We start from the raw sequence: 12,169 nt of genomic DNA on the forward strand, positions 1-12,169 counted from the left end.
GCTAGGACTTCAATTCCATGACAGTCTTTCCGATGCGGATTCGCTGGCCGGGTTCCACGGCCTGGGCACGTGAGAGCTGGCTGTCGCCCACAAAAGTTCCGTTGGTCGAACCGAGGTCTTCAATGAACCAGCGCGAGCCCTGCGGGAACAGTCGGGCATGGCGCCCGGAAGCATAGTCATCATCAAGAACGACGGTGGCATCCTGGGCGCGGCCGAACAAGATCGGCTGGCCGCGGAGCGGAATGCTGCTGCCAGTCAACGGGCCTTCCACAACTTCTAAAGTGGTGGCGGCCTTGCGGGCAGGCACTTCTGGTTCAGCTAGCTCTGGGTTCTTCTTCAGTTCCCGGGCACTGGGCTTGCCGGTGCGGGCACGTGAGCCGATGGCCAAATCGCGACGCATTGATCCGACGACGCTCAAGACCAGCAACCAGATGAGGACCAAAAAGCCCAATCGGAACAAGCTTAGAACCAGATCGTTCATGCGCGGCCTCCGTTGTTTGCGGTAATCAGTCGAAAGACGATTTTTGTCTGTCCGATGGTAATGATCGAACCGTCAAATATACGGGTTTCTTCCGAAATCTTCTTGCCATCTACGTAAGTACCGTTGGTGGATCCCAAATCGGTGACGACAAAGCTGGTTTTGCCACGGGTCTCTACCCGAACATGCTGGCGGGAAACACCCGAATCATCCACTGGAATATCAGTGCTTGCCGAACGGCCCAACACGATGGAATGGTGATTCAACGCGAAACGCTGTCCGGCGACCTCCAAGATCGCCTGCTTCTGCATTGGCTTATTGGGGATTTCAGCAATCGGACGCACCGTTGGACGTGGCTGTGCGGTTGTCTTCGGAGCAGCAACAGGTGCTGCTGGTGTGGTTGCCGGCCTCTTCGCCGGTGCTGAGGCCACTGGCCGCGCGCTGGATTCCTTGACCGAGCTGGCAATTTCCATTTCGCCAGGCTTGAAATCACCCTTGGAAACGAAATGGATCATGACATCGCCACGAACTGAGTAGTCCTGGGCGACCGCATGCTCGGCGGTGACCTTTGCCATCTCATTGACCACGCCGCGGCCCCATCCCTGGGCGGTGTTGTAGTCCTTGGAGCTTAATGAGACGACGAAGTCATTGGCTGCGAGGCTGCGGCCTTCGCTGATCGGCATGATGCCGCGGTCCATCTCATTGCGTATGGCGGTAGTCAGTTCGACTGGCTTGAGATCTGCGGTGCTGGTGCCACGAAAGAAGCTAGTGACGACCTTCTCTAAGCCGCGTTCGACATTGTCGAGAAAGCCCATTATCCGTGCTCCTTTCCTTAGGGTCCATGGCTGGTTGGCGGGAGGCTGCATCCACCCTGACCAAGCTGCGAACACAGAACTTCATAATCGATCTTACTGTTTTCAGCTGTGCAAATGCCGAAAAGCTTCGAGGAACTCAAGTGCATCAATATCAACGATAAATGCCGAAAAAGGTTCCTTGTGTGTCGCTAACCACAATCAGGGGTTTCGATTAGGCGAACGGAAAATGTATGTGTAGGCTATTTCTTGTTGCAAAGAACGAATGCAGCAAAAAAGAATATGCGCGAGTGGCGGAATTGGTAGACGCGCTGGCTTCAGGTGCCAGTGATCGCAAGGTCGTGGGGGTTCAAGTCCCCCCTCGCGCACAAATGGAAAATAGCCTCTGATCTTCGGATCACGGGTTATTTTTTCGTTAAAAGTGAAACTGAATCGTTACCTTCCAAGGTGTGTCAGAGTGCCGAACTTCCGCTGACAGTGACGCCGCGGCGCTTGAGCAGCGCAGCAAGCACTCCATCGCCTTCGACGAGCTTTCCGTAATGCGTGCCATCGTAGATGCGTCCGCAGCCGCATGAAGGACTGCGATCTTGCAAAATCGCTTCGGTGATCCCCTCGCGCTGAATGACAGCCACGACTTTCTGAGCACCGTCAATAAACTGATTGCTGACATCTTCACCGTTGATATCAATAACTGCACCTAGGCCGTCCAGTACCGCTTGGCCGTCGCCCCCGACGATTTCTGCCGGTGGCCGGGGCGTTGGCAGATTTCCAAGCTCTTCGGCGCAAAGCGCGATGGCTTCGTTGTGTTCCACGGATTCGAGAATTTCCGGGTCGGTTTTAGCCTTGCCGTCATATCGGCAAGGAATGCCAGCCAGGCAGGAGCTAACGAGTATCCGGCGGTGAATCACAACAGCAGAATAGCTAGAGGTACGGGCAAGGCTTCTGTGCCATAGACTGCCCTTTAAGCAGTGGAGAGGGGAATTCTGATGGCGGTATCGAATGAAGAAATTGAATTGCGTGGCACAGTTGACCTGGTCAATGAGCGGAAGATCCTGAGGCTGGAGCAGGAATCCAGTGATAAATTGCCAAGCCGCGGCCAGGTTGCGGTGGAGCTGCTTTCAGCTCATGAAGGCCACACGATTGTGGTTGATCCCGACGGACGTCGAGGCCATTGGCTGGCCCTTGATAACCTGGGGATGCCCCAGCTGCCAGCTGAGGCAGGCGAACAGGTGCTGCTGACCGCACGGGTGGCCGGCACCTGGCCGGAAACGAAGATTCCGCAGGATTTGGCCGGTGCCTTGGATGAAGCTGACGATCTAGAACAGATGTGGGCCGGTCTGACTCCGATGGCACGGTGGGAATGGGTGCGCTGGGTTGGTGCCACCAAGAACCCGTCTACCCGCGAACGCCGGGTGGAGGTCAGTATTTCCAAGCTGCGCGACGGCAAGCGCCGCCCGTGCTGTTTCGATTTGTCATCCTGTACCGATCCAGAGGTGGACAAGGGCGGAAAACTAATCCAATAGCGGCAATCTGTGTACGGCTGACTCTATTTCGGAACCCGAAGGAGCTTCCGGCCCGGTGATCAGGCTCAGCGCTCCGCTGGAGATCACGACTAAGCCCAGAGCAACGAGCAAAGCGATGACGGCGGTGACCTTGGCGGGCCATTTACGCATGTTCACTAGTTAGTTTCCTTTGTTGTTCAGCGTCGATCCACGAACAATCAACGAACTTGGCAGCATGCTCTGCAGTGGATCAGGAGTCTTGCCGTCCAGCAGCGCACGCAATTTCAAGGCGGCCTGGCGTCCGCCTTCTTGGGCGTTGAGCTGGACCGAGGTGATAGAAGGGTTGGACGTCGCTGAATAGGGCAGGTCGTCGAATCCGGCTACCGCAAGCTGCTGTGGAATGCTGATCCCCAAGTGGCGGGACGCGTGCAGCACGCCAAAGGCATGGTTGTCGGTGGCGCAGCCCAAGGCGGTAACGCCGGAATCACGCCACTGGGTCCAGCGCTGGGTAAAGGCGGCTGAAGCCGCGGTGACATCAATCATCGAGCTGGCAACAGAAGATGGCAGCACCTTGATCCCGTAGTCGGCTGCGGCAGCCAGGAAAGCTTCACGGCGCACTGCCAAGGTTTCGGTGCCAGTGCTGGCATCAAGATATGCGGCCTTAGTGTGTCCCTGTGCGGCAAAATGCGCAACGACCTCTCGAGCGCCCTGGGCAACATCCATATTCACCGCTGGAATCCGAGGATCGATGCCCGGAGCATCCAGGGCTACCAGCGGAAGGTTGCTAGAAATTTCTTCAAGGAAGTCCTGACTCGGGGCGTGGACCAGCAGGCCTGCCGGGCGAAGGCCCATGATCTTCCTGGTTTCAATGGCGCTGGGGGAGACGCCTGCGTCGGTGACCGAAAGCAGCAGCTGGTAGTCGCTGGCCAGAACCGAGCGCACCCCGGCGATGACCTTGGCGAAGAACGGGTTGGAGATATCGGGGGCCACCAAAACCACCAGCGAGCTGACACCTTTGGCCAGCGAGCTGCCGATGCTGTCAACGAAGTAGCCCAATTCGCGGATGGCTTCACGTACGCGCTGTTCATTGACGGCAGATACGCGGCCCGCTGACTTTCCGTTGGCCACAAGTGAAACAGTTGCGGTGGAAACGCCGGCATGTTCAGCGACCATCGCTGCGGTGACGCGACGTGGAGCGCGCGAGTTGCCGGAGTTCTCACCATTGTTCATGGCTCTATCGTAGTCGGAAACGTGATGCGCGACAGCTTTCCGTTAAGCGCTTGACGGTGGCGTGCAGACGCGAAAGAATTATCAAGGGATAATAATCCACCCTCCACGACTAAGCTGCCGGCGCTCAGCTGGCAGAGCGAAAGAAGATCCATGACCCAGGACAATACTGCCCCGCGCAAGATCATTTTGGACTGCGACCCGGGTCATGACGATGCGGTGGCAATGATTCTGGCGCACGGAAATCCGAAAATCGAGCTCTTGGCCGTGACCACCGTTGCCGGTAATCAGACCCTGGACAAGGTCACCACCAACGCACTGGTTGTGGGCACCATTGCCGGCATCACCGGCATTCCCTTCGCCGCAGGCTGCGCCCGACCGCTGGTGCGCGAGGTGGAAACCGCCGGAGACGTCCACGGGGATTCCGGAATGGACGGCCCGGCGCAGCCCGAATCAACGATCGAACTCGATGAGCGCCACGCGGTGGATGTCATCATCGATCTGGTGATGAGCCACGAGCCAGGTGAAATCACCTTGGTGCCCACCGGCGCCTTGACCAATATCGCGTTGGCGGTACGCAAGGAACCACGCATCGTCGAGCGCGTTCGCGAAGTGGTGCTGATGGGCGGCGGCTACCACACCGGCAACTGGTCGGCAGTGGCTGAATTCAATATCAAGATCGACCCGGAAGCGGCTCACATCGTCTTCAACGAAGCCTGGCCGGTGGTCATGGTCGGACTGGATTTGACCCACCAGGCCTTGGCAACCGCCGATGTCGTGCAGCGCATTGAGCAGATCGGCACCGGGCCTTCGCAGTTCGTACGCGAACTGATGGACTTCTTCGCCCAGGCCTACCGTGATCACCAGGGCTTCGACGCTCCGCCGGTCCACGACCCGTGCGCCGTAGCGTACGTGATCGACCCGGACATCGTGCGAACCGTCAAGGCACCGGTCAGTGTCGAATTACGCGGCGAGCTCACCTTGGGAATGACCGTCACCGACTTCCGCGCACCAGCATCCGCCGACTGCAATACCTCGGTGGCCGTGGACCTGGACCACGAGGGGTTCTGGAACCTGGTTGTAGATGCCCTGGAGCGTATCGGCGAGGTCACAGCCGGGAAATAGAACAACTTGGGCGCAATGTGGGGCAGGTCAATGCCAATCTCACCCAGACCTGCATAAACTGGAAGCACACGCACAGCAGGAGGCACCATGACGGACAAGACCCCGCATCAGAACGTGACTTTCCCTTCTTCAGGCCCGCAGGCGCACGGTTATCTAGCCGTTCCCGAATCCGGCAAGGGTCCGGGGGTCATCGTGATCCAGGAATGGTGGGGACTGGCCGACCATATCCGCGACGTAGCAGACCGGCTGGCGGCCCTGGGCTTCGTAGCGCTGGCCCCGGACCTCTACGGCGGATCGATCACTCATGACGGCGAGGAAGCTGTGCAGATGATGTCCCAGCTGCCTGAAGCCAAGGGTGCGCAGCTGCTGAGCGGCGCGGTGGATTACCTGCTGGCCAGCGATCACGTGACCAGCGAAAAACTGGGTACCATTGGCTTCTGCATGGGCGGCGGCTTCGTGCTGCAGCTCGCTGCGCAGCAAGGCGAAAAAATCGCTGCCGCGGTGCCGTTCTACGGTGTCGGCCAGGGCGTGCCCAACGATTTTTCCGGTGTCCGCGCGGCCATCCAAGGCCACTACGCGAACTTCGACCAGATGTACCCGCCGCAGCAGGCCAAGGCGCAAGAAGAGCAGATTCGCCAGGAATCAGGGGCGGAAGTCCAGTACTTCTACTACGACGCCGACCACGCATTCCACAACGACGAGAATCCTGCCGGCAATTACGATTCCGAGCAGGCTGCCGTCGCTTGGCAACGCGCCGTGGACTTTTTACAAGCTAAAGTGGCCTGAAGGCCATAAAGTGTTACCCATCACTTAATGCATGACTCATATAAAGGAGAGCAATATGTCTGAAACCATCATCGTAGGCGTCGACGGTTCCGAAACCGCACAGCGCGCTGCCCGCCGGGCTGCAGAACTCGCCGTCAAGCTCGACGCTGACCTGGTGGTCATCACCGCTCACGCATCGGATAACACCGAGGTCGTCTCCATCGGTTCCGATACCTGGATCCTGGACGATGCAGAGCAGGCCCGCAAGCTGGCCCAGCGCGTTGCCAACGACGTGAAGAACGCTGTTCCAGGCGTGAAGATCACCGCTGCTGCCGGCCGCGGCAAGCCAGGCGACGTGCTGATCTCCGATGCAGAAGACCGCAAGGCTTCGATGATCGTTGTCGGTAACGTAGGCATGAAGGGCCTGGGCCGCGTGCTCGGTTCCGTAGCTTCCTCGATTGCCCACTCGGCACCGTGCGACGTTCTGGTCGTCAAGACCGACAAGTAAGTCTCCCAGACTTCCCAAGTGCAGGCGGGCACCGATTTCTCGGTGCCCGCCTGCACTATTTAATCCGGCACAGCGTAGGCTTAACCCGTGCAAAAACTTTCAATCGCCTACCAAACCGGCGTCACCCCAGGCAAATGGATAGACCGCTTCGTTGAACGGTATCCCGCCGTAGATTTGAAAGTCTGGCGAGAAGACGAGGGGCAGATCCTGGACCTGCTGGCCACCGGGGAAGCCGATGCAGTTTTCGTGCGCTACCGCGGGGAATCACCCAAGGACGCAACAAGGCACGTCATCCCGCTTTATGAAGAGCTGGAAGTAGTTTGTGCAGGCAAAGACCACGACGTGGAGTACTTCGAAGAATCGGTTCCCCTGGAAACCGTCGAGTCCTTCCCGCAACTTGATTTGGCCGACTACCCGCTATCGACCGGTGGCATTCCGGTAGCCATGGAAGTTGTCGCTTCCGGAGCCCAGGTGCTGCGCACCCAGCAGTCCATTGCCCGGCTCTTTGCGCGCAAGGACGTGGTGGTCCGCTTCATTGAAGACGGTTCGCCAACGCAGGTTGGCATCGCGTGGCCCTCGGTGGCCGAAGATACGACCCTGCTTGAAGAGTTCATCGGAATTGTCCGCGGACGTACCGCCAGTTCTTCGCGACAGACTTCGGTGCGCAACCAGGAGCAGAAGGCCAAGCGCATCAATGAGCAGAAGAAGGCCAAGGCCAAAGCTCAGGCTAAGGCAAAACAGCAGGACAAAAGCTCATCGAAGAGGCCGCAGGGTGCCAAAGCGAAGCCACGCAAACACCGCTGAGAATCCAATAGGTGACGCGCGTTACGTGAGAGAGTTAGGGGTATGAAACAATTCGATACCCTCAGCCTGAGCACCCAGGGCTCGGCCCTCATCGTCACTGTCAACCAGCCAAAGTCGCTGAATGCACTGGCCAAGGAGGTCGTCAACGACCTCGAGGCTTTCCTGGACTGGTTCCAGGGCACCGGTTTTGCATACCGCGGCGTGATCCTCACCGGCGCGGGGGAGAAATCCTTCGTCGCCGGCGCCAACATCGTGCAGCTGCGCGAAATGGACCCGGAAGCGGCGCTGGCCTACGGCCGCCAGATGCACGCGGTCACCGAACGCTTGGAGAAGCTGCAGGTCCCAGTGATCGCCGCGGTCAATGGCTTCGCCTTGGGCGGCGGTTGCGAACTGGCCCTGGCTTGTGACTTCATCTATGCGTCTGAGTCGGCCAGCTTTGGCCAGCCAGAAGTCAACCTCGGGCTGGTTCCAGGCTTCGGCGGGATGGTCCGCCTGCCACGCCGCGTAGGTAATGCGATGGCCAGGGAACTGATCTTCACCGGACGACGGATCAAGGCCGCCGAAGCACTGCGCATTGGCCTGGCCAACCGCGTGGTTCCTGCCGGGGAACTGATTGACCAGGCGGTAGCGGCCATCGAGGAAGTCGCCAAGGTCGCGCCGACCGCCGTGGCCAATGCCAAGAACGCGCTGATGGACATGGATGGACTCAATACCCACGACGCCTTGCTGGTTGAGGCAGACTCCTTCCAGCAGGCCTTCAAGACCGCTGATTCGGTGGAGGGCCGTGCCGCGTTCGTGGAAAAGCGCGCTCCGCAATTCCCGGGCAACTAGCCGAAACATCAGCAATGCACTACGGAGCGCGCCAAGACCAATACCTGCAGTTCTACGAACCGCAGCACATCACCGCTGCAGGCGCTGTGATGATCATCCACGGCGGATACTGGCGCGAAAAGTACACCGCTGAACTTGGCGTGCCGCTGGCAGAAGATCTCGCTGCCCGCGGGATCCCTGCCTACAACCTCGAATACCGGCGCGGGCCGGGCAGCGCAGCGCAAATGCTGGCCGATGCCCGGCTCGCGCTGGGCCTGATTAAGGAAGAAGGCCCGATCACGCTGATCGGGCATTCGGCCGGAGCCCAATTGGCCTGCGTGCTGGCCGCTCACGATGAACGCGTCTCGCAGGTGATCAGCCAGGCCGGGGTGCTGGACCTTGAAAGCGCCCAGCACCTGAAGCTCAGCGATGGTGCGGTGGACCAGATGCTCGCAGGCGCGTCATTGAGCGCCTACAGCCCGGTGGAATTATGGCCTATGCGCGCCCGTGTCGTAATCTTTCATGGACGGGATGATGCCGATGTTCCGTTGAGAATTGCCCGCAGCGCAGCGCAAAAAGCCGCCGCACTGGGACAGGAACACAGCTTCGCACTGTTCGCCGGCGATCACTACACGTGGATCGATCCGCGCAGCAGCCAATGGGCCGCCTGCGTACGCGCGCTGTCCCCACTGCACTACTGAAGGAGCAGCATGAACCCGACCGTGATCGGCGAGGCCCTCGTTGACGTCTTGGCCTCCGGCATTGCCCCAGCCCAGGAGTTCGTTGGCGGCAGTCCGTTGAACGTCGCGGTTGCGCTCTCCCGCCTGGGCTACCCGGGTACCCTGATTTCTCGTTGGGGCGCCGACGACAAGGGCCGGAAAATCGAGGAATACCTCAAGGACAATAACGTCGCCTACCTCGGCGGCGCCGATGACGAGGCCACCGTGATCGCCCATGGCATCCTGGATCCGGCTGGCGGTGCGGCCTTCGCTTTCAACGCCTACTGGCAGATGCCGACCATTGGCCCGGAACTGGCCCAGGACGCCGAGCTGGTGCACACCGGCTCCATTGCCACCTTGTTCAGCCCCGAGGAACTGCTGCCGCTGCTCTCGGCCGCACGCACCCACGCCACCATCAGCTATGACCCGAATCTGCGCCCATCGCTGGTCACCAATCACGCCCAGACCGTAGCCGAGGTTGAACGATTCGTCGGCCAGGCCGACGTGGTGCGGGTTTCCGGTATCGACCTGAAGTGGCTGTACCCGATGCGCTCGGTGCGCGATTCAGCCCGCGCCTGGCTGGATATGGGGCCGGCGATTGTCGTGTCCACCGCCGGATCCCAAGGATCGTGGGGCGTGGTGCGGGCCGGGGATGCCGAATTCACTTCGCCGTCCGTTGAGGTGACCGACACCGTGGGGGCCGGGGATACCTTCACCGCCGCGCTGCTGTGCTGGCTGGCCGAGCACCAGATGATTGGCGCGGGAAACCGCGAGAAGCTGAACCAGCTGAAAATCTCAGAGCTTTCGCAGGCCTTGGAATTCGCGGCGATGGCCGCCGCGGTGACCGTGCAGCGTGCCGGGGCGAACCCGCCGCACCGTGAGGAGCTGTAGATGATCAAGCTGATCGCCTCTGATCTGGATGGCACCATCGTTTCGCAGAATGGAACCATTTCCGAGCGCACCAAGCGCGCCTTCATCGAAGCGCGCGACTCGGGCATCCAGATTGTCTTTGTTACCGGACGCCCCTTCCGCTGGCTCACCCCGGTCATCGAGTCCTTCGGCGGGCTGGGCAAGGTCATCTGCTCCAACGGCGCGGTGCTCTACGACTTGGAACAAGATGAAGTGATCTGGTCGCGCACGCTCAGCGCAGCCACCGCCCGGCGGGCCACCGAAATCATCTTGGAGCTGGAACCGCAGGCCTCCTTTGCCGCCGAAACCACCAAGGGATTGCACTTGGGTGATGGTTTTGCCGACCGCCATCACAAGTCGGGGGTGCAGGCAGTATTGGATCTGGCTAGTGATTCCATTGATTCCGAGGGGATCGTGAAGTTCCTTGCCCGTTCCAATACCATGCCCATCGACCAGTTCTATGCCTCGGTGCAGCCGCAGCTGGCAGACCTCGTAGAAGTCACGCACTCGGCCTTTGACGTATCGTTGCTGGAAATGTCGCGGGTGGATATCCATAAGGCCACGACGCTGCATGAATACTGCCAGCGCTTGGGCATCACCGCCGATGAAGTGATGGCTTTTGGTGATATGCCAAATGACATCGAGATGCTTGAATACGCAGGCCACGGCTACGCGATGGCCTCCGGGCATCCGGCCGCACTGGCCTCCGCCCGCTTCCGCGCACCAGCCTTGGCTGAGGACGGGGTAGCCCAGATCATCGAGAAGCTGCTGAAATGACCTACGCCTTCTCGCACCGCGGGGTACGCACCTGGAATGAAGAAAACACGCTGATTGCTTTCCAGCGCGCCGTAGATCTGGGAATCACCCATCTGGAATCGGATGTGCACGCTTCGGCCGACGGCACCGTCTACCTCTTCCACGATGAAACCCTGGACCGGGTCACCGACGCCAGCGGGAACTTCAACGACTGCACCGATGAGCAGCTGGCTCAGATCCGCGCCGGTGGGCAGCCGCTGTGCACCCTCGATGCCCTGCTCGATGCGTTCCCGCAGGCCACACTGAACCTGGATGTAAAAGACGAGCAGGTCATCGGACCGCTGGCCGCGCTGATTGAACGCAGAAAAGCCCACGGGGCCATTGCCCTGGCAGCCTTCTCCACGGCACGCAGCGCCGCGGTCAGCCACCTGCTCTCGGCACCGATACGGCGCTCGCCGGGACAGCGTGAACTGGTGCTCATCTGGCTGTGCGCCCACCTCTTGGGCTGGGTGCCCAAGCGGATGCTGGCTAGCTACTGGGCCGTGCAGGTGCCGTTGAAGCAGGGCCCGCTTCCGGTGGCGACCCGCCGCTTCATCAAAGCGGTCCATCGCGCAGGAGCGCAGGTGCATGTGTGGGTCATCGATGACGAACCGACCATGCGGCTGTTAATGGACCGCAAGGCCGACGCCATCATGAGTGATGACGCGGCCTTGCTGGTGCAGGTTCTCGGTTCTCCCGCAGCTGGCTAGGAAAGATCCAGGGTGTCCAGCACGGTCGGGGCATTTTCCTGCAGTCGCTCATCGCTGACATCCAGCAGCAGGCGCAGCCAGGTCTCGTGCTGCGACAGCGGTGCTACCAAGCAGGCTGGATTGATCAGGTCGTAGAGTTCATCTGGTGAACCGTAGGCAGCGAACTGGTCCAGGTACGCGAAGAGCACCTTCATCACGCGCTCATCGCTGGTCTGGCAACCCCACGCCTCGCACATGGCGGCCAATGGGGTATTGAGCGAGGAGAACGGATGCGCCCAGTGCGCCGACGCCAAATTCAGGATGCGGCCGTGATCGTCTGGCTCAGCTGGCACCACTACCTGGGAAAGGTCGAAGTTTCCATGCTCCAGGCTCAGCGGAACCGGCCCTGAATGCAACGTGGCCGCGGCCTTCTTGAGCGTATCGATGTGCGAAGCCATTTTGTCCGCACTGGAGCCATCCACATGCAGGGGGTGGGCAGAATCCAGCGACACATGCATGGTCAGGGCTTGTTCGTACTGCTCAGGCAGGAACTGTGGATCCACCACGGTTACCCCTGAATCGAAGAATTCTTCTTCACGGCCCATCAGTGCGACCTGGAAGGAACCGAGCGAGGCCATGGCCAGCTCCCAGTTCTCCACCGTGTCACCCAGATCGGCCAGGGTGTGGCCGTAGTCCGGGCTGAGCATGTAGCCAGCCATGCGGTCGATTGCCACCGGCATGACGACCCGATCAGGCAGCAGCGTTCCGGCAGTCACGGTAGTCGCCGCTTCGGAGGTCAGTCCAGGAGCGTTGGCGCTGAAGATCAGATCAGCGGCATCGGTCTGGACTACAGCTTGGATCTGGTGCAAATTGGCAGGCCAGAAATCAGGTCCTGCGGTGCGTTGGATGCCGTAGGCCTCGCACGCAGCATCGATCCACTCGGCGGTTGCTTCACGCCAGTCATCGGAATTCCATACATCTATCCACTGAGCCACATTCTTATCGTAGTATGTCGAAGCAAGCGCA

General features: G+C 60.1%; 16 protein-coding genes and 1 tRNA gene. 11 read left to right on the forward strand and 6 right to left on the reverse strand.

The features are described 5' to 3' along the window. Position 1: 1 nt before the first annotated feature. Together AARI_RS00510 and AARI_RS00515 are read right to left on the reverse strand one after the other, a co-directional pair. Positions 2–481, reverse strand: a complete 480-nt coding sequence (locus AARI_RS00510) for an FHA domain-containing protein FhaB/FipA (RefSeq protein ID WP_013347434.1) — start codon at positions 479–481, stop codon at positions 2–4. Next, on the reverse strand, positions 478–1,293 hold the full coding sequence (locus AARI_RS00515; protein WP_013347435.1) for an FhaA domain-containing protein: 816 nt from the start codon (positions 1,291–1,293) through the stop codon (positions 478–480). The genes AARI_RS00510 and AARI_RS00515 overlap by 4 nt, the downstream gene beginning before the upstream one ends. 281 nt (positions 1,294–1,574) lie before the next feature. Here AARI_RS00515 and AARI_RS00520 point away from each other — a divergent pair. After that, positions 1,575–1,658 (forward strand) — tRNA-Leu (locus tag AARI_RS00520). 84 nt (positions 1,659–1,742) lie between these two features. Here the strand turns inward: AARI_RS00520 and AARI_RS00525 are convergent. Continuing rightward, a complete protein-coding gene (locus tag AARI_RS00525) occupies positions 1,743–2,198 on the reverse strand; it encodes a DUF523 domain-containing protein (protein ID WP_013347436.1) in 456 nt (151 codons plus the stop codon). A gap of 78 nt (positions 2,199–2,276) precedes the next feature. Here AARI_RS00525 and AARI_RS00530 point away from each other — a divergent pair, with 78 nt between their 5' ends. Further along, positions 2,277–2,813: a YdeI/OmpD-associated family protein gene (locus AARI_RS00530; protein ID WP_013347437.1), complete on the forward strand. Its 537-nt coding sequence runs from the start codon at positions 2,277–2,279 to the stop codon at positions 2,811–2,813. Here the strand turns inward: AARI_RS00530 and AARI_RS19515 are convergent. Together AARI_RS19515 and AARI_RS00535 are read right to left on the reverse strand one after the other, a co-directional pair. Next, positions 2,802–2,963 (reverse strand): hypothetical protein, encoded by a 162-nt coding sequence (locus tag AARI_RS19515; protein WP_013347438.1) that lies wholly within the window; start codon positions 2,961–2,963, stop codon positions 2,802–2,804. The two genes, AARI_RS00530 and AARI_RS19515, sit on opposite strands and share 12 nt — an antisense overlap. Before the next feature lie 9 nt (positions 2,964–2,972). Further along, complete coding sequence (locus tag AARI_RS00535) at positions 2,973–4,022, reverse strand: LacI family DNA-binding transcriptional regulator (RefSeq protein ID WP_013347439.1); 1,050 nt, start codon at positions 4,020–4,022, stop codon at positions 2,973–2,975. A gap of 150 nt (positions 4,023–4,172) precedes the next feature. On the opposite strand from AARI_RS00535, the gene uriH reads away from it, so the two are divergent. The 9 genes from uriH to AARI_RS00580 all read left to right on the forward strand — a co-directional run bounded on the left by uriH (position 4,173) and on the right by AARI_RS00580 (position 11,164). Continuing rightward, positions 4,173–5,144 (forward strand): uridine-preferring nucleoside hydrolase UriH, encoded by a 972-nt coding sequence (uriH, locus tag AARI_RS00540; protein WP_013347440.1) that lies wholly within the window; start codon positions 4,173–4,175, stop codon positions 5,142–5,144. A gap of 87 nt (positions 5,145–5,231) precedes the next feature. Beyond that, complete coding sequence (locus AARI_RS00545) at positions 5,232–5,930, forward strand: dienelactone hydrolase family protein (protein WP_013347441.1); 699 nt, start codon at positions 5,232–5,234, stop codon at positions 5,928–5,930. A gap of 55 nt (positions 5,931–5,985) precedes the next feature. Further along, entirely contained in the window at positions 5,986–6,417 is a 432-nt protein-coding gene (locus tag AARI_RS00550) for a universal stress protein (RefSeq protein WP_013347442.1), read from the forward strand. Between the two features lie 87 nt (positions 6,418–6,504). Further along, positions 6,505–7,221 (forward strand): LysR family transcriptional regulator substrate-binding protein, encoded by a 717-nt coding sequence (locus AARI_RS00555; RefSeq protein WP_013347443.1) that lies wholly within the window; start codon positions 6,505–6,507, stop codon positions 7,219–7,221. Positions 7,222–7,263: 42 nt separating this feature from the next. Next, entirely contained in the window at positions 7,264–8,052 is a 789-nt protein-coding gene (locus tag AARI_RS00560; RefSeq protein ID WP_013347444.1) for an enoyl-CoA hydratase/isomerase family protein, read from the forward strand. A 14-nt stretch (positions 8,053–8,066) separates the two neighbouring features. After that, a complete protein-coding gene (locus tag AARI_RS18330; protein WP_013347445.1) occupies positions 8,067–8,732 on the forward strand; it encodes an alpha/beta hydrolase in 666 nt (221 codons plus the stop codon). 9 nt (positions 8,733–8,741) lie between these two features. After that, positions 8,742–9,641, forward strand: a complete 900-nt coding sequence (locus AARI_RS00570; protein WP_013347446.1) for a PfkB family carbohydrate kinase — start codon at positions 8,742–8,744, stop codon at positions 9,639–9,641. Further along, positions 9,642–10,436 carry a Cof-type HAD-IIB family hydrolase gene (locus AARI_RS00575; RefSeq protein WP_013347447.1) on the forward strand — a complete coding sequence of 265 codons (795 nt, stop codon included), beginning with the start codon at positions 9,642–9,644 and terminating at the stop codon, positions 10,434–10,436. Beyond that, positions 10,433–11,164 carry a glycerophosphodiester phosphodiesterase family protein gene (locus tag AARI_RS00580; RefSeq protein WP_013347448.1) on the forward strand — a complete coding sequence of 244 codons (732 nt, stop codon included), beginning with the start codon at positions 10,433–10,435 and terminating at the stop codon, positions 11,162–11,164. Before AARI_RS00575 ends, AARI_RS00580 begins: the two co-directional genes overlap by 4 nt. Here AARI_RS00580 and AARI_RS00585 read toward each other — a convergent pair. Further along, positions 11,161–12,138, reverse strand: a complete 978-nt coding sequence (locus tag AARI_RS00585) for a hypothetical protein (RefSeq protein WP_013347449.1) — start codon at positions 12,136–12,138, stop codon at positions 11,161–11,163. The two genes, AARI_RS00580 and AARI_RS00585, sit on opposite strands and share 4 nt — an antisense overlap. Between the last annotated feature and the right edge of the window lie 31 nt (positions 12,139–12,169).

The sequence above is a fragment of the Glutamicibacter arilaitensis Re117 genome, assembly GCF_000197735.1.
GTDB lineage: Bacteria > Actinomycetota > Actinomycetes > Actinomycetales > Micrococcaceae > Glutamicibacter > Glutamicibacter arilaitensis.